This is a genomic window from Candidatus Binataceae bacterium, assembly GCA_035500095.1.
Classification (GTDB): Bacteria; Desulfobacterota; Binatia; order Binatales; family Binataceae; genus JAKAVN01.
Window position 1 is genome coordinate 20,399 of the sequence record DATJXN010000148.1, and the last position, 17,527, is coordinate 37,925.

The following is a 17,527-nucleotide window of genomic DNA, read 5'->3' on the forward strand; positions in this document are numbered from 1 at the left end:
CCAATGAGGTTGGCATCCCCTGTGCCCCAAGACAAGCAATGAGCGAAATCGAGGCGCGATGACGCAGCGGCCGCGGGCGATCGAAATGCACGCGCTGATGCTATATTCTGGATGGAACCCTTGAACCATGACGGGCGGCAGCGACCGTCCGCTTCCTGACCCCAGAGTAGCCGCCATGGCCGAAAACGATCGCGCCGCCCTTATCGCTCACGAAGATCTGCTCATCCGCAGGCTGCGGTTCCTGGTTGATCTCGTCTTCGCGACCATCGCGCAGGACGACTCGATCACACTCGACGAAGCCTGGGAGCACGTCCGCGGGCTCAAAGGCGCCGCGGTCGCGATGTTTCCGGGCAAGGAGGCGACTTTCGACCTCATCTATCTGCCGCGGTTCTCGCGCCTGCTAAAGGAGCGCTTCAACGCTAACTGAGCCGCCGCGGCCGTCGCCATGAAACGGTTGCGCGGCCTGATCGCACGAGCCGACGGCTCGACCGCGGCCGGCAGCGTCCGCTTCACCGCGACGATCGAAACGGTCGAAGCCGGCGGCGGCGCCGACGTTTCCGATCGCGGCGTATCCGACTACATCCTGCCGGGCTTCATCGACCTCCAGGTAAACGGCCGCGAAGCGGTGGACGTGATGAGCGCATCGCCCGGAGAGCTTGGCGAGCTTTCCGCCGCGCTCGCGCGCGAGGGTACGACCGCGTGGCTGCCGACCGCGATAACCGCGCCGCTTGCGCGAATCGAGACGGTCGCGGCCGCTATCGCCGAGGCGATGGTCGCCGCGGCCGAAATTTCCGGCAGCATTCTCGGGATGCATCTCGAAGGGCCATTCATAGCGGCGGCGCGGCGCGGGGCCCATCCGGCGCACAACCTCGAACCTCGCGGCGACGCGCTCGAGCGCGTCGCGTCGCTGCCCGCGCTGCGGATGATAACCCTCGCGCCGGAACTTGACGGCGCGCTCGACGCGATTGCGCGCCTTAGCGCGCGCGGGATCGCAGTGTCGATCGGCCATACCGACGCTTCGCTCGAGCAGGCCGAGGCCGCGGTCGGCGCCGGTGCGCGGATGTTCACGCATACGTTCAATGCGATGGCCCCGCTGGATCATCGAAGGCCCACGGCGGCGGCGGCCGCGATGCTGCCGTCGCGCGCGTGCGCCGCCGTGATCGCCGACGGCGTCCACGTGCATCCGGCGATGCTGCGTCTGCTCCTGCTCGCGCGCGGCGCGGGCGGAATCTGCCTCGCGACCGACCGCGTCGCGACGCGCGCGGCACGACGCACGGCGCCGCTCGCGCGCGCGGCCGCCGCGGGCGGCGCGGCGCGGATGCCGGACGGGCGGCTTGCGGGAAGCGTCATCTCGATGCTCGAGGCGGTGCGCGTGATGGTCGAGCGCGCCGGTGCGAGCGTCGGCGAGGCGGCGCTGATGGCCGCGGCGAATCCCGCGCGCGTGCTGGGTCTCGGCAACCGCGGCAAAATCGAAGCCGGCGCGATTTCCGATTTGCTCGTGCTCGGCCCCCGGCTAGAGTTGAAGGCGGTGTTTATCGGCGGCCGCGAGCTCGCCTGAGGAACTCGCGCGCCGCGGCGCCCGCCGGAATTATTTGAAACGCGATCCCAGGAACACGAACCCGGTCATTTCGATGCCGCTTAACAGGGAATTTATCGGCCGCAAATATCCGCCGCTCACTTCGACGGTCACGCTCGAAGCGCTGCAGAAATACGCCCGCGCGTACAACGACGACAACCGGCGCTACTTCGATCCTTCCGCCGCGGGCGGTATCGTCGCGCCGCCGATGTACGGTGTGGTGGTCGCGTGGATGTCGGTGGTCGGCGCAGTCGGCGATCCCGCCCTCGGCGCGGACCTGCTGCGCCTGCTGCACGCCGAGCAGGATATGGAATTCATCGCTCCGCTTCGCCCCGGCGACGAGATCACCACCGTCGCCCGCGTCGCCTCGATCGAGGCGCGCCCCGGCGGAGAGGCGATGACGCTCGAGCTCGACTCGCGCAATCGCGCGGGCGACCCGGTGCTGCATACGCTCTTCGGGATTTTGATCCGCGCCGCCCGCCGGGATCGAAGCGCCGCGGGGCGCGCGGAGCGGCCGGCCGCTCCGTCGGGCGATCCGATTCTCAGCGTCGAGCAGACGATCGATCGCGACCAGACCTTCCGCTATGCCGAGGCTTCGGGCGATCTCAATCCGATCCACGTCGATGAAAACGTCGCCAAGATGGCGGGCCTGCCGGGGATTGTCGTGCACGGGCTATGCACGATGGCGTTCACCTCCAAGGTCGTGATCGATGGCCTTTGCGCCGGCGATCCGGTGCGCCTAAAGCGCCTGCGCGTACAGTTCAGCCGCCCGGTTCTTCCCGGACAATCGATCACAACGAGAGTTTGGGCCGCTGGCGAGCACGGGGGTCACACCGCGTACGCGTTCGAAACCTACAACCCCGAGGGGATGGCGGTGATCCGGGGCGGAATCGCCGAGATCGCACCCTGAGCGCGCGCACGGCTCACGATGCCCGAGCGGCTACTTCTCGGTCTTTCGCTCTCGCTGAGCGGTGCCTACGCCGCGATGGGCCGTCAGGCCGAGGCCGCGGTCAAACTATTCGTCGACGATCTCAACTCCGCCGGGGGCGTGAACGTCTGCGGCCGCACGCACGAACTCGAGCTTCGATGCCTTGACGATCGGAGCGACGCCCGGCGCTGCGCGGAAATCTATCATGCGCTCTGCGGCGCCGAGCGCGTTCATCTGTTGCTCGGCCCGTATTCGAGCCGCCTCGCGCGCGTGGCCGCGCCGATTGCCGAAGCGGCCGGAATGATGATGCTCAATCACGGGGGCGCTGATGACGGCCTCTATACGCAAGGCATGCGGATGCTGGTCGGCGTGCTTACTCCGGCGAGCGATTATTTCGTCCCGTTCGCGCGGCTGCTGGCCGAACTCAAGTTCTGGCGCAAGCGCCTTGCGATCGTCACCGCGGCGACGCCTTTCGCGAGCGACGTCGGCGCCGGCCTCGAACGCGCCTGCCATGAGCGGCCCGCGCGCTGGCACGGAGTGCGTGTGCGCGTGAAGTACCGCGGCGATTTCGCCCGCGACGAGGCGCTCGCGCGATTGCTGCCGGCGCTTGGGCGCAACCGGATCAACGCGCTCGCCGCCGCCGGCAACTTCGCCCAGGACGTCGCCCTGGTGCGCGCGGTGGTCGCCGCCAATCCCAATCTCCCCGTGCTCGCCTGCGTCGCCGCCGGCGTGCATGGCTTCGGCGCGGAGCTGGGCGAAGCCGCCGAGGGTATTGTCGGCCCCAGCCAATGGGAGGCGCACGCGCGGATCGCGCCGGAACTCGGGCCGCCGCCGAACGATTTCGCGCGCCGGATGCGCAAAAGCGGCTTTCCCGACTGCGACTATACCGCCGCGCAGGCGTACGCCGCCGGGCTGGTCGGCGCCGCGGCGGTACGGAAGTGTGATTCTCTCGATCAGCACAGGCTGCGCGAGGCGATCGGCGAGATGCGCACCAGCACGCTCTTCGGCGACTTTGCGATCGACCGCGTAACCGGCCGCCAAATCGCGCATCAGATGCTCCTGGTGCAGTGGCACATGGGCCGCAAGGAGATCATCCAACCGCAATCGCACGGCGAAACCGCCGCCCTCGAGATCCCCTCCGGATGGCGCATGGTCGTCGCCGCGATCCGCGGCCACAAATATACGCTTGACGGCAGTCCGCGCTACGAAGCCGGATCCCGTCGCGACGACGAATCCGGCGATAACGGCGAATCGCGATGAACGACGACGCTCAGATCTTGCGCGGATCCTCCGGCGGCGGAACGCCGGCCCTGGCCGCCGATTCGATCGCCGCGGCGCGGAAAATCCCGTGCGCCATGGTCGAAACCGATTCCGCCGCGCGCGCCGCGTAGATGCGCATCCGAGCCTCGTGCGCCGCGCGATTCTCCGGCGCCGCGGCCACCGCCCAGTCGATAAGATGCGCCGCGAGCGCGAGCTCGCCGTCCGACAGCCTCTGCAGCGCGCGGCCGAGCAGCACGTCGGCGCCGCCCGCCATCGCGGCTATTTCGGCCGCCTGCGCGCAATGCGGTGCGGGTTTGAGATGCGACGCGATGCCGTCATACCATCCGCCCTCCAGCCGGCAGACGTTGCGCACGATGAACTCCGGCTCGTCGTAAACCGGCTGCAGGTAGGGCTTCTCGGCGAGCGCCGCCGGCGGCTTGACGCCCTGCGCGATGTCGTCGAGCGTCGCGCCCTCGTTCATCATCTTTAACGTCTGGTCGTAGAGGCTCTGCAAGTACTCGGCGGTGTCGTTCAGCACCTGGCGGATGCGGATCGAGCCGAACACGGGAATCCCGTGGCCGGGCAGCATCACCTCCGCCCCCGTCTTGGCCATCGCGCGCAGCGCCTCGGCCCATTCGCGCGCGTAGCGCTGCGCTTTTTGCGGATTGCCCGCGTTGGGCGCCGCCCAGATGATAAAGTCGCCGGTGAGCAGCACCTTGCGGCCGGGGATGAAGACCCAGCAATGGTCGTCAGTCTCGCCGCGCGCATGATGGCACTCGAAACGCCAGGTTCCGGCCGCCACGTTGAACTGATGATCGAAGTAGGTATCGGGATAGACGAATTCTTCGGGCCATGGCGCGCGAGCGCCGAACTGCCGCGAGTTGATGATGCTGTTGTAGCCGGCAGTGCGTTTGTAGCGGTCGAAACGCGCCGCGGTCGCGCGATGGCCGACCACGCGTGGGCGCGCGCGGCGGCTCTGCTGAGCCTCGGCCGCGAACCCGGTCATCCCGCCCGCGTGATCGACGTGGCCGTGCGTGTAAATCGCGGTGTTGACCCGGTCGGACGACCATCGCCGCACCATCGCCACCGTCTCGGCCTGATTGAAATGACTGCCGGTATCGATCAGCACGAGTCCGTCCTCGGTCTTGACTGCGGCCATATTCGCGAACCAGCGCCAGAACATCACGCCCGCCGCAACCTCCTCCGCCTCGCCGGTCGGGATCAACGGATGGTGCTCGCGGATCGAAAGTTCGCCGCTCAGAAGTTTTTCCGACTCTTCCTTGAATCCCATCTTCATACGCTCCGCGCGGGATTATCGGCCCGCCGCGCTGCGCGCCGCAACCGCCGGAGGGATCCGGGCACGCATCGCCTCGATCGGATGCGCCGCCGGGGCGAAAAAATAGTCAGTTGCGGAAGCGCGGGATAAAAAGTAGGATTTTTCTGGGTTTTTCCTCGCCCGCCTGAAGGGCATCACGGACAGACAAACTTGTTCACAGGCATTATCGAAGACCTCGGCACGGTTGCGGGAATAAAGCGCACCAACAAAGGCGCGCTGCTGAGTTTCGGCACCACGCTCCCGCTTGGCCGAATCTCGATCGGCGATTCAGTCGCGGTCAACGGCGCATGCCTGACCGTGGTCCGCAAGCAGCGCGGCAACCGGCGCGGAACGATCGCGATGGACGTGTCGGCCGAGACGCTCCGACGCACGACGCTGGGTGGGCTGGCCGTCGGCGACCGCGTCAACCTCGAGCGTTGCCTCACGCTGGATAAATTGCTCGGCGGGCACCTGGTGTCGGGCCACGTCGACGGCGTCGGCAAGATAGTTTCGATCGCTCCCGAGGGCGATTCGAAGCTCTACACATTCGAAGTCGCGCCCGCCCAGGCGCGCTACCTGGTCGAAAAGGGATCCGTCGCGATCGACGGCGTGAGCCTGACCGTCTTCGCGATCGCCGGCCGGCGCTTCAGCGTCGCGCTGATCCCGCATACGCTCAGGCTGACCACGCTCGGACAAAAAGGGCCGGGCGACGCGGTCAACGTCGAGAGCGACATGCTGGTCAAATACGTCGAACGGATTCTGGCCGGGCGAAGCAGTGGCGCCGCGCGTAAGGCCTCGCGCCGGAGCGCCACCGGCGCGCCCCTCAGCAAGACCGTCGGCGCCGCGCGTCACGCCCGCGGCCGGGGAGTACTGCCATGAGCCTGATGCAGATACCGCGCAAGATCGAGTACGCGCTGAGGGCCATGATTCACCTGGCCGACCATCCCGAGGGCGTGGCGCGCGGCACCGAGATCGCGCGCGACGAGCAGATTCCCAAGTACTACCTCGAGAAGGTGATCCGCGACCTGATGCATCGCGGACTCGTGCGCGCGCGCCGCGGGCCGGGCGGCGGCTATCAGCTCGCGCGCCCCGCCGACGAGGTCACGTTCAAGGACGTGATCGAGGCGGTCGAGGGGCCGATCACGCTCAACGTATGCGTCGACGGCTCGAGCTCGTGCGCGCTGCAGCCGACCTGCCGGATGTTCCGCGTATGGGAAGAGGGCCAGCGCGCGCTGCTCGAGATTTTCTCGCAAACCACGCTTAAAGAGATCGCCGCCTCGCGCCCGGCGCCGATGCGCTTCGCGCGAGTCCAGGTCGCGGCCGCCGCCGACAAGGAAGCCGCGGTCGCCGCCAAGGCCTGAGCGGTATCCTTTCGCCGCGTTTCGTCTGTCCCGCTGCCGGCGCCGACTGGATCAAGTTGACCGCGGACACGGAATTGATGCACGAACCGCTCGACGGGCAGGCCGCGGACGCCACCGCGCAGTTCGACGAGAAGTCGTTCTACCTCGAAGAGTTCTACGGCAAGAGCCTGCTTTTCGCGCTGATTCCGCCAAGCGGCGAGCGCCTGGGCGAGCTCGACTCCCTGGTGCGCACGCTGCGGATGCTGCGGCGCAATCAGACGCGATGCATCGTGATCGTCTCGGCCGACGCTTTGGCGCGCGTGATGCGCCGGCTCGGCAAACTCGCGCCGAGGGCCGAGCCGCCCGTGTTCAATCCCGGCGCCGGGCTGCGTTCGCGCCCGTATCCGCCCGATTCGGCAGTGGCGCAAATCTGGCGCGCGCTCAGCGCCAGATCAATCGTCGTGGCGGTGGCCGATACCGGCAAGCCCGCCGATTTCACCGTCTTCGCGCAGGAGCTGGCGAGCCGGCTCCGCGTCTTCAAGCTCATCCTGATCGATCGCCAGGGCGGCCTGAGCGGCGCCGACGGCGCGCGGATGTCGTTCGTCGAGCTCGGCCGCATCGCGCGCGAGGTGCGCAAGCAGCGCGCGGCGCGCCGGCGCGCGGAGCTGCGCGCGGTTGCGCGCGCACTGGGCAACGGCGTCGGCTCGGTCAACCTCGTCGCCCCGCGCGACGTCTATGACGAGCTCTTCAGCTTCGTCGGCACCGGCACGCTCTTCACCGAACGCCAGTACGGCTTCGTGCGCCCGGTTTCGATCGACGACTTCGAGGAAGTCGAGGCGCTGATCCTGCGCGGCCAGCGCGAGGGCCATCTGCTCGCGCGCTCGCGCGAGGAAATCGCACAACTGCTGCCGTCATGCTTCGGCTACCGCGTCGGCGACGAGCATCTGGCCGGCGTCTGCTCGCTGCTGACCGAGCGGTACCATCGCGAACGCGCCGGCGAGATCACCGCGCTCTACACGCTGACGCGGTTTGCGGGCGAGGGCGTCGCGGTCGAGCTGGTCAAGCAGATCCTCAACGAGGCGCGCGAGCGCCCCCTGCGCTACGTCTTCGCCTGCACCGCCAAGGAGCGGGCGGCAAAGTTTTTCGCGCGCCTCGGCTTTCGCCGGGTCGGGCCGCGCGACATCCCGCAGGCCAAATGGCGCGGCTACGATCGGGCGCGGATGTCGCGGCTCGATATTTTCCGCTACGACCTCGACTGATGCACGGCCGCCCAATGGATTCCACTTCCGCCAGCAGCGGCACGCATCAGCGCCGGACGGCACTCACACGATGGCATCTTCTTGCCGCCGCGGTCGTGCTCGCGACGGCTGCGCTGGTCCTTCATCAGCTCGACGCAAGCGAAGTCTGCGGCGCCAACGAGGCTATCGAGGGAGTCTTCGTCCAGCAGATGGTCGAGCACGGCGTGCTGCTCTTTCCACTGGAGAACGGCAGCGCGCCGATGTACAAGCCGCCGTTGTTCCACTGGACCGCCACCGCGCTCGACCGGATCGGGGCGGTCAGACGGGTTGACGCCTTCAATCTGCGGCTGCCGTCGGCGCTCTACGCGATCGCGGGCGTGGCGCTTACGATCGCGTTCGCGTGGACGCCTCTGGGCGCGCGCGGAGCGCTGCTCGCGGGGATGATCCTGGCGGCCTCCTACCAGTACGTGAGCGAAGGACGGGTCGGGCGGGTCGATATGACGCTGACGTTATTCGAGACGCTCGCGATAATGAGCTGTCTATGGATGCTGCCTGCCGCGCGCGCTGAAAAATCCTCAGGACCGGAAGCTCGCGCCGTCGCGATTCGCTACCTCTTCGCGTTGGCGCTCGGACTCGGCGTGCTCGCCAAGGGACCGGTCGCGATAATCCTGCCGCTGGGTGCGATCGGCGCGTTCCTGCTCCGCGAGCGACGGCTCGCCGAGCTCGGCGACCTGTTCACGCCGGGCAGCCTGTTCGTCGCGATCGTGACGAGTCTTGGATGGTACGTCGCGTGCGCGATGGGCCGGCGCTATGGCTTCCTTGGCCGCCAGCTCGAAAGCGAAAATTTTGGCCGCTTCTTCGGCGCGCTGGGTCTCATGGCGCCATGGTATTACCTCAAACCGATCCTGCTCAACTCGGTGCCGCTGAGCCTGATCGTCCCGTTCGCCGCCGCGGCGGCGCTGCGCCGCCCGGCCGATCAGGCGGGCGCGGCGCCGAGCGCCGACGGGCGCGATCTTCGCGCGCGTTTCGACGCTCGCCTCTTCGCGACGTTCTGGCTGCTCACCGTCATTTTCTTTACCGTCGCCGCGTATAAGCGGCGCGCCTATCTGCTGCCGCTCTGGCCGTCCTCCGCTTTCCTGCTCGCCTGGGGAGTGGGCGACATCGCGCGGCGCGGGCGATGGGGCCGCGCCGCGCAAAGCGGACTTGTGGCGCTCTGCGCCGCGCTCATCGCCTTCAACTTTGTCTATCTTCCGCGTCACGAGGCGGCCGGATGCGCGGGCGGATCGTTTCGGGACGCCGCGGCCCAGATCAATCACGCGGTCGGAAGCGACGAGCCGCTCTATCTATACGGCTTCGGCGATGATCCGGCGCCTTTGCTTTTTTACCTCGATCGCGACGCTCCACGGGTCGAGGGTAAATTGGGCGACGCGCCGCCCGGCTACGTCCTTGTGCCCGAGAGCGTGTGGCAGGAGCACGAAAGCGAGGCGCTCGATTTGAAGCCCGTGCTGAACGTCGATGCCGGCGTCGACAAGCTGCTGCTGCTGCGCCGCGGCGGCGCGATCGGGATGGCGGACCGGACATCACGCATGCCGTAGCCCTGCGCTGTCATCCTGAGCGAGCGCTGCGCGAGTCGAAGGATCCCGGATATTTTTGAGCGCATAAGACGAGGACGTTCGGCGAGCAGGGTTGCAGCAGGGTACGAGGATGACGGACAACGGCTTTCCTGGATAAGATCGATTCGGCTTTCTGTAAGGGGGAAGACTGCGCCGTGGAGAAGATGCATTTCACGCGGATGGACCGCGGCACCGACGAGGATTTCCAGATTCTGAAGCGCGTCCATGAGACGACGCTGGCCGAGTTGCCCGACCGCCTGATGGCCATGGTCAACGATCTGTCGGGCGACCAGGCCTACAACCTCGACCGGCGCGGCCACAGCCTGCAGGCCGCTACGCGCGCGCTGCGCGACGGCGCGAGCGAAGAGTTGATCGTCGTCGCCCTGTTCCATGATCTCGGGGAATCGCTCGGTCCGATGAACCATGGCGAGATCGCGGCTTCGATCCTGCGCCCCTTCATCTCCTCCGACCACTACAATCTGCTGAAGCATCACGGGCTCTTTCAGACTTATTTCTATGCGCGTCACCTGGGACTCGACCCCAACGCGCGCGAGCAGTTCAAAGACGAGCCGTGGTATCAGCTCACGATCGACTTCTGCGCAAAATACGACGAGGTTTCGTTCGACCCGGCCTACCCGAACGAGCCGATGAGCACCTTCGAGCCGATGGTGCGCCGCGTGTTGAACAAGCAGTGGACGCCGCCGGGAAAGTCGTAACCGAGGGCTGAAATTTCGGCGCTCGTCGCGGCGCTACCTCATCCGAATTTTTTCTCCGTGCCCAATTGTCCGGCTGCACCAAGCGCTGCGGCAGCTCGGAGATCGCCTTGGTCGATGTCGGGGCGACCCTCACTCGCCGAGGTGATCTGCAAATGCCCCAGGCTGGATGATGCAATTGACGGTGGAGGAGTGCCGTTGTGCCCGGCGCTTGTAACCGCCGCAGCGAAGAGGCGTCTTTTGTCAAGGGAGAGCCCGGTTCGCACGTTCGTTCTGAGAGAACCGCTGATGGCTGGTCGCGCGAAGTTTTATGAAGAAAGAAATCAATGTTTCAAACCACAGGAGCGATCTGAACCGGATCGCTCCACGCGTGGTTTTTGTTGCTTTTGCGCTGCTGACTCTAATTTTTAGCCAAGCGCATGCTCAAGGTCTTGGAGGTCTGGGACAGCTTCTCGGAGGCGGCAGCGGCAGCTCCAGATATCAGCAGCGGAATTCGAATTCCAATCAGCCGAGCACCGCCATCACCGTGGAGAGGAATATCGCGCCTTACGTGGGACGATTTGCCGGCAAGCAAAAAGCTTCTTCCTACCAGGGGGACCTCAACGCGAATTTCGCCTGCTACCCGGCGCACGACGCGGAGCTTCCGGAGTCCAGAACTTTTGTGTGTTACACGGCCGAGCAGCAACCGCGGGCTCCTGACGAGCAACAGCAACACCTGCCCGAATAGGCAGGTCGGCCAAATGAACGAACCAGACATGCAAACAGGGATTGAGGGCGGCCTGCCGCCCGATGGTGACCGGTCGGTCACCCGAATGCTGGAGCGCCTGATAACGGCGGCCGAACACAAGATCGAGACTGAAGAAAAGACCCGGATGAGACGGCAACCGCCATCCGCGCACGCTCGGCTTCCACGGATTGGCCCTCTCCGCCACGTCTCGCGTCCTCCCATATTCATCCGCTCCGCGCTGCTCTCCGGAGTCATCGCGCTCGCAGCCTGGGGCTGCGGTTTTCTTTCCCTTATCTTCAACGGCGAGGACCCACAGGCCATCCAGGCGTCGGAGGCTTGTGACCAGCTCTCTACGGGCCCCGTCTCGGAGCTTCCTATGCTCGTCGAGCTTCGAACGGATAAAAATGGCGTGACCAGCTACCGCGATATGCGGCTCGGCGGCAGCGACGTCGATCCGCAATGGATTCCGACCCAGAATGCAAGAGCGGATGCCCGCGGTTGGGTCCCGGCCGGAAACTTCATGACGATGGGTTTTCAGCCCCCGCTTCAACGCGCGTTGGCGCCTGATTCGGTGACCTTCGTGGCGTATGCGCCGTCCGACCCGCTCGACGACGCGGAACAGAACCAACTCCATGAGCTCGATTCGGTGTTCGGTCCTGAGCTTGGCACCTTCCGCTGGAAAGGTCGCGTGTTTCGTTATTCCGCTATCCAGAATCTGCCGTGCGGTCCGCCCCCGCAACAGTAAACCTCCGGTTAATCGGAGCGCCCCGTTTGTCTAAAAACCGGGCCGCGGCATCGGACAGGCCAATTCGTTCGGCTCACCCCAGACGGCGCTTAGCCTCTCCAGCGCTCAGAGGCAAAGGCTCTGTGCACAATGCACCTGCGACTGAAGTGACCAAAATCCAGGAAACCGCCGCGGGCGGAATGCGTACTAAGGCACGAATCCGCTCTGGACTGACGGAGGTCAAGGGTCTGTGCCTCTCGGTCCGATCGGGTGTGGATGGCAGGCATGAAGTTTTCGCCGCGTCCCTCAGTTTGCCTTGGTGATTTGGTATCTGATGCGTCCGCCGGTGCCGGGCGTCAACGCCGATTCCGTCCATAGAAACGCGGCTGGTCCTCTCGCGAATTGGGCGATCGTCGAGCGCTTTTCCACCAGGAAGGAATGTGAGGCCCGTCTGCGCGCTAGCCGCTGGGACGTATGTGTGCCGAACAATGATCCGCGTCTCAACCATAGATCGATCAACCGGGGTTCCTTCCGAAACTAGCGAAACGCCCGGCAGCGCAGACACATACTCCCGAAGAATCCGGCCATCAATATGCAGTGAACGGCCATCGCGGGCGACTGGAGTCACCTCAGCGCTTTTTTTGTAACCGTCACCGGCGGCGAGCGTAAGGCTGCTGCGCATAACTGAAGTTCCTCGGCTGCCGGAGCGCCATTGCCGACGGAAGCGCACAAGTCTGCTCTGCAGCCATCGCTTCCACGGCGGGGGAAGCGCACGACCGTCAACGGGCAATGTGGAAAGCCCGTCGCATGGGCAGGTTTCCGATGCGCCACGCGCCTTCGTTTTACCCAGATTTTCCCCGACCGTTCGGGATCCTCCTGATGACCCTGGCCGGGCTGCTCGTCTGTACGGCGGACGCTCACGCCGCGTCAAGAACGCGCCAGCCAAAAATGCCTACGGAGCAGCAGTTTCTCCAGAGGCAAATCCAGACTTTGCGCCCTGCAGGCGCAACTAGAGATCTGCCGGTCAATGTCGAAGGCCGCACCCTGGTTCACGACGCAAAAACCGATACTTACACCATCAGCGGAGCGGCGAGACTCGAGCAGGGCCCGACCACAATAACGGCGGACCAAATCGTCCTCCAGCACCGCTACCGCGGTGTGGCCGTGGGGCATGTCCATATCGTCGATCCCACCTCGGACACACACTCCAGCCGGGCCTGGTTCGACCTGCACAACGAGACCGCCAGGCTAGCCGATGCCCGTATTCTCGCTCTCAACAACAATTACTATTTGACCGGCAAAGACGTCCACAAACTCACCGGTCAGCACTACCAGGCTACCGATGCTTCCATTACAACCTGTACGGGCGACACGACGCGGCCGGACTGGAGCATCAGCGGAAAGCAGATCGACCTTCATCTTGGTGGTACAGCCACAACCCGTGATGCCTACTTCGACGTTTTGGGCCATCCGGTGCTGCCGGTCCCGTTCCTGGAATTCAACACGAACAGTGAGCGGCACAGTGGTTTCCTTACTCCGCGATACGGGTACTCGAGCTTGAACGGCGCGACATTTTTGCAGCCGTATTTCATCGACATTAGCAGAAGTCAGGACACGACGGCGCAGCTCGACGTCGAAACCTCGACGCGTATCGGCGGACAACTCGAATACGGTCTCATGCAGGAATACCTGACGCCGAGTCTCTTCACATACGGCAGCCTCGCTTACGGTAGCGATAGCCGATTTTTCAGAGAGATCCCCAGTGTCGCCCTATCGCATCAATATGGTTTGACGACCGACGGGTTGTCGGGCAGTGGGTTGTGGCAAACGGACCGCGTTGCAACCTCAAACCTTGGGCTGTTCCAGGAATTCGACAATAGCTACCTGCAACTGGAAGGGGTGTGGAACCAGGACCTGATTCAACCCCAGAGTTTCGCCCTGCAGACCTTGCCGAAGTTGCTGTGGAGCGGCTTCCAGGGTCTGGCCGGGGGATTGGCCTATCTCGACTACGACGCGTCAGCGGTGAACTACTGGCGGGAACAGGGAATCGACGGTTTGAGGGTTGATCTGAATCCTCGTCTGACAGTGCCTTGGACATGGAGCCGTTATCTCGATGGCTGGGTGACCGGGGGCCTGGACGCTGCCGCGTATGACGTCTCCGGACATCAGGTAAACGTGATTCCGGTGGGAACCCAAGGGCTGATTTACAATAATGGCCTGACGTTGGGCGGGCTGGCGCCGGGTGGTTTGATGGCGCGCGCCATACCCGACGCCAACCTGGGAATCCGCAGTGCCCTGCTGGACAGTTTCGATCTGGATAGGTTCGGCTTACGGAAGATCGAAACCCTGATCCAGCCGTTCGCGCAGTACAGTTATGTGCCGACCATCGACCAGAACCAATTTCCCCTTTTCGACAGTGTTGACCGTATAGAACCTCGCAGTCTTATCGATTACGGCGTAAGTCTTCGGATCTTCGGTCAGACGGAGGCTCGGACGCCCGGCTCGGGCCTCGGCAACCGGGTTTTGGCCATGCTGGGACCGAGCTTCACGACCGCGGGCGGCGGCTCCTCTTCGGAACTCCTGCGCTTCAGTCTCGAGCAGGCCTACGATACCTCTCATGCGGTGGCTGGCGACGGCTCCCATCTCTCCGATGTTGCCGCCATGGGCCAGCTTTTCCCCACCAGCATTCTTTCCGCAGCGACCACCGTCGATTGGAGCCCGCGCCCTAAGCAGGGTCTCGACGCGTTCAACTTCTCGCTGGCTTTTCAGCCGCCTGGGCAAACTTCGCCAAGCATCTATACGGGGCGAGCGTTGCAAGGCTCGTTCATGCAATTGTCGTATACATACGCCGCGCCGAACGCAGTATTGATAAATACCAGCAAATCCGTGAATGCCATCAGTGCGGTTTCGCTATCAACTTACATTGGCCTGTTCAACCGTCTCGGGGTTTTCTTCGCACCCGTATACGATTTGGCGGATTCACGAACGCTGTCGAGTGTGTTCGGGTTTCGATTGAAGTCCTCGTGTGACTGCTGGTTTGCCGACTTTGCTATTGACGATACTTACAATCCAAACAATACGAGTTACATTTTCCAGCTTACTCTTTCCGGGTTGGGCTCGTTGGGCAGCGGTTCCCCGTTCGGGAGCAACCCATTTCAACTCATGGGCCTGGTGCCAAGCCGTTCAATAGTCCCGCCATCCGACGCGGCTGAAAGATCTACGACTTCCAATTCCAACTAGGATGGCGGACTATCGCTCGCGCCAGGACGAGAAAACATTCAAAGGGGCAGAGGCTGAAGAGTCGAATCGATGAGTACGTATAGAGCCGCTGCGGTCTCCTGGCTGTTGGCCATCGTTTCGTTGACGCACTACGTCTTGCCATTGATGTTCTTTGGCTTGGCGAGCGCCGCAATTGACGGCTGTGCCCTGCACTTTGCCGATAACGGTAGCGCGCTGCCCAGCTCGGCGAAGACGATTTATGTTGCTCATTTCGAAAACCTGACTTACGTTTCGGGTCTTGACGACCAGTTCATGCGCTATATGAAAGACGCCATCGCGTCGCGTGGAAGGTTGGTGGTGGTGGACGATCCGGGCCAGGCGGATCTGCTGCTCTCCGGGAAAATTCTTTATGCAGGTGCGGCTCCTGCGAGCCTCAGCGGTGTATCCGAACCGCTGAGCTACGGCAACTCAATCATGGTCGCGGCAACGCTTACCGATCGGCGAACCAAGGCGGTCGTATGGAGCACCAAGGGTATTAGCGGCTCGTCTCAGGCTTCTGTAGTGGCGCAAGCTATCGTGCCTACCACGCCGCAGTTCTTGAAACAGAACCTTCGCGGCCCGGATATACTGAACATGACCGATATGCAGGTGGCCGCGACGCAAGAGACCGTAGCAAAGGGCCAAATGATGCAGCAGGTGGCGTCCGAGCTTTACACGGACATGTCTTGGGGTTTGTAGGTCGGCGCGCCCGCGCGGGCAGAGCCTTGTTCGATATTCAAGACAAACAAGGGGCGATTCTCACGGACATTCTCAATCGCCCGGACCCCCACCCTCCCCAGGACAACTGCGGAAGGGAATTTAAAAGCGAGACCAATTACTTAAGCGTCCGACGAATCAGCGAGAGCGTTTGAACTGGGCCTACCTCAGAATACCGGGATGATATCGGCGGCCGTGATGTTGCCGACGTCCACGCCCTCGATATCCAGCTCCGGTATCGCCGGGAACTTGATTCCCCAATCGCCCACGACCTTGCGCACCTTGGCGATCGCCATCCGCCAGTTCTCGGCCTGCTCGTCGTAGCTGAGCACGCCGAGCCCGGCCTGCCGCGCATACTGCATCAGCGTGCGATGGTTGGGCAGGAAGTACGGCGGCAGCTCCCAGAACATGTTGGGCGGCTCCCACAGGATCATCGACAGGAACACGAAGCCCGCGCGCAACTGCTTGGTGATCAGGTTCTTGTAGTCCTCGGTCAGCCCCGGCCAATCGTCCTCGAGCATCTTGAGACAGATCGCGAGATGGCGGCTCTCGTCCTGGCCGACGCGGGTAAACACGCCCTTGAAAACCGGCAGCGTGGTGCGCCGCGACATCCCGTAAAAGAGCGTCGAGGCTGCGACCTCGCCCAGCAGGAACGAGGTGAACAACACCGAAAGCGGATACTTGTCGAGCGAGTTCGAATAGCCGCGCCAGTAGCGCGCCCCGTTGAAGGACAGCCACTGGATATTGTTGAGCGCCGCGCGTTCGACGTCCGTGCGCGCCGCGAAGCGCAGCGGACCGCCGGGCACCAGCCGCTGAATCGCGCGCTGGCAGCACTCCTCGTGGTTCATCTCGTCGTGGGTGACGCTGAAGAAGCATTTGCGGATCGGATCCTCGGTATGCAGCTCGTAGGAATGGATCATCGCCTTGGCGAAGACCGCCGGCCCCGAGCCGTCGAAGACCGAGAGCACCGCGTACCAGTACATGATTCCCATTCGCTCTTCGGGCGTGAATCGCGCCGGGTCAAGGTCGTCCCACGGCAGATCGGAGGGGTTCCACACCGAGCGCTTGGCCTTCTCGTACAATGCTGCCAGCGGTTCCGTCTTGACCGGCCATTCCAGCGGAAAGATGTTGTTGGGTTCGATCTCGGGCGCCGGCGTGAAGCCGTCCCTGGGAACCATCAACGGCGGAATGACAAGATTGGAGCCGTTCGCGTCGATACCCGGCCGTGCGAGCGCTGACTTGGCCATGCGTATGAGCCCCCCCAGGAAATTAAATCGACCGCTCGGTCGATTTAATCAAGAATCGCGCAACCGCCGCTGTATGTCAAGATCCGGCAGCTCGCCGGAAAGACGAACCCGAAAGATGATGAAGCCGGCTCTACCCCTGCGCCTCGCGCCGCGGGCCCGCGACGATCCCTTCGAAAACCAGCCGCGTCATCGCTTGCGCGATCTGCTCGGGCCCCAGCCGGCCCTCGCGCCGATACCACTGCGTGATCGAATTGCCCATCCCGAAGATAAGCCGGGTGAGCAGCGCGGCGTCGGCGTCGGCGCGAATCTGCCGCGCGGCGGCGGCCTCTCTGACCAGGGTCGCGACCTCGCGATCGAAGCGCCGCCGCCGCGCCATCGCATCGCGTTCGGTCGGCGTATTGCCCTTGACGCGCTGGAGCAGTTCGACTTCCTGCACGAACTCGAGCGTGATTATGACGCTGCGGTAAACGATATGCCGCAGGCGCTCAAGCGGCGTCCCGCTCTTCGCCCCCGGTTCATCGAGCACGCCGAGCAGCCATTTGAATCCGCGCTCCAGCGCGCGGGCGAGCAGTTCCTCCTTGCCCGAGACGTGATAGTAAAGGCTCGATTTGGTAATCCCGGTTTCGCGCGCGACGTCCTCCATCGAGGCCGCTTCGTAGCCGCGGCGGTTGAAAACCCGCACCGCGGCGTTGGTGACGGTTTCGATATCGTAGGGGGCGCGATGCTTCTTCGACGGGCGGCCGATTTTCCGCGCGTCGCCGGGCGGCGGCGGATGACGCTCGCGGGCCGCCTTGGAACCCGCAGCCGGGCGCGCCGGTCTTCTCATCGCGTCGTCATCGCCGGTTCGTCATCCGCATTCGCTTGTCGGGAA

16 protein-coding genes are annotated in these 17,527 nt (G+C 64.2%); 13 read left to right on the plus strand and 3 right to left on the minus strand.

The features are described 5' to 3' along the window. The first annotated feature begins 175 nt into the window (after positions 1–175). The 4 genes from VMI09_16750 to VMI09_16765 all read left to right on the plus strand — a co-directional run bounded on the left by VMI09_16750 (position 176) and on the right by VMI09_16765 (position 3,764). Positions 176–427: a hypothetical protein gene (locus VMI09_16750; protein HTQ26340.1), complete on the plus strand. Its 252-nt coding sequence runs from the start codon at positions 176–178 to the stop codon at positions 425–427. Between the two features lie 18 nt (positions 428–445). Then, positions 446–1,558 (plus strand): N-acetylglucosamine-6-phosphate deacetylase, encoded by a 1,113-nt coding sequence (nagA, locus tag VMI09_16755; protein HTQ26341.1) that lies wholly within the window; start codon positions 446–448, stop codon positions 1,556–1,558. Positions 1,559–1,631: 73 nt separating this feature from the next. Continuing rightward, positions 1,632–2,486, plus strand: coding sequence for a MaoC/PaaZ C-terminal domain-containing protein (locus VMI09_16760; GenBank protein HTQ26342.1), 855 nt, complete (start codon positions 1,632–1,634; stop codon positions 2,484–2,486). Positions 2,487–2,504: 18 nt separating this feature from the next. Continuing rightward, positions 2,505–3,764, plus strand: coding sequence for an ABC transporter substrate-binding protein (locus VMI09_16765; protein ID HTQ26343.1), 1,260 nt, complete (start codon positions 2,505–2,507; stop codon positions 3,762–3,764). 10 nt (positions 3,765–3,774) lie between these two features. Here VMI09_16765 and VMI09_16770 read toward each other — a convergent pair whose 3' ends face one another. Then, positions 3,775–5,055, minus strand: a complete 1,281-nt coding sequence (locus tag VMI09_16770) for an alkyl sulfatase dimerization domain-containing protein (protein HTQ26344.1) — start codon at positions 5,053–5,055, stop codon at positions 3,775–3,777. Positions 5,056–5,250: 195 nt separating this feature from the next. Between VMI09_16770 and VMI09_16775 the strand changes: the two genes are divergently transcribed. The 9 genes from VMI09_16775 to lptE all read left to right on the plus strand — a co-directional run bounded on the left by VMI09_16775 (position 5,251) and on the right by lptE (position 15,391). Then, positions 5,251–5,958: a riboflavin synthase gene (locus VMI09_16775; protein HTQ26345.1), complete on the plus strand. Its 708-nt coding sequence runs from the start codon at positions 5,251–5,253 to the stop codon at positions 5,956–5,958. Next, a complete protein-coding gene (locus tag VMI09_16780) occupies positions 5,955–6,440 on the plus strand; it encodes an Rrf2 family transcriptional regulator (protein HTQ26346.1) in 486 nt (161 codons plus the stop codon). Before VMI09_16775 ends, VMI09_16780 begins: the two co-directional genes overlap by 4 nt. 77 nt (positions 6,441–6,517) lie before the next feature. Then, complete coding sequence (locus VMI09_16785) at positions 6,518–7,678, plus strand: GNAT family N-acetyltransferase (protein HTQ26347.1); 1,161 nt, start codon at positions 6,518–6,520, stop codon at positions 7,676–7,678. A 14-nt stretch (positions 7,679–7,692) separates the two neighbouring features. Next, entirely contained in the window at positions 7,693–9,252 is a 1,560-nt protein-coding gene (locus tag VMI09_16790) for a glycosyltransferase family 39 protein (protein HTQ26348.1), read from the plus strand. A gap of 173 nt (positions 9,253–9,425) precedes the next feature. After that, positions 9,426–9,986, plus strand: a complete 561-nt coding sequence (locus VMI09_16795) for a hypothetical protein (protein HTQ26349.1) — start codon at positions 9,426–9,428, stop codon at positions 9,984–9,986. Between the two features lie 307 nt (positions 9,987–10,293). Then, the gene (locus VMI09_16800; protein ID HTQ26350.1) at positions 10,294–10,710 is read left to right on the plus strand and encodes a hypothetical protein; all 417 of its coding nucleotides are present in this window, start codon (positions 10,294–10,296) and stop codon (positions 10,708–10,710) included. A 13-nt stretch (positions 10,711–10,723) separates the two neighbouring features. Further along, positions 10,724–11,455, plus strand: coding sequence for a hypothetical protein (locus tag VMI09_16805; protein ID HTQ26351.1), 732 nt, complete (start codon positions 10,724–10,726; stop codon positions 11,453–11,455). A gap of 786 nt (positions 11,456–12,241) precedes the next feature. Further along, positions 12,242–14,674: an LPS assembly protein LptD gene (gene lptD, locus VMI09_16810; protein HTQ26352.1), complete on the plus strand. Its 2,433-nt coding sequence runs from the start codon at positions 12,242–12,244 to the stop codon at positions 14,672–14,674. A 69-nt stretch (positions 14,675–14,743) separates the two neighbouring features. Continuing rightward, entirely contained in the window at positions 14,744–15,391 is a 648-nt protein-coding gene (lptE, locus tag VMI09_16815; protein ID HTQ26353.1) for an LPS assembly lipoprotein LptE, read from the plus strand. A gap of 185 nt (positions 15,392–15,576) precedes the next feature. Here lptE and VMI09_16820 read toward each other — a convergent pair whose 3' ends face one another. After that, on the minus strand, positions 15,577–16,656 hold the full coding sequence (locus tag VMI09_16820) for a hypothetical protein (GenBank protein ID HTQ26354.1): 1,080 nt from the start codon (positions 16,654–16,656) through the stop codon (positions 15,577–15,579). Positions 16,657–16,786: 130 nt separating this feature from the next. Next, positions 16,787–17,482: a TetR/AcrR family transcriptional regulator gene (locus VMI09_16825; GenBank protein ID HTQ26355.1), complete on the minus strand. Its 696-nt coding sequence runs from the start codon at positions 17,480–17,482 to the stop codon at positions 16,787–16,789. Positions 17,483–17,527 lie beyond the last annotated feature (45 nt).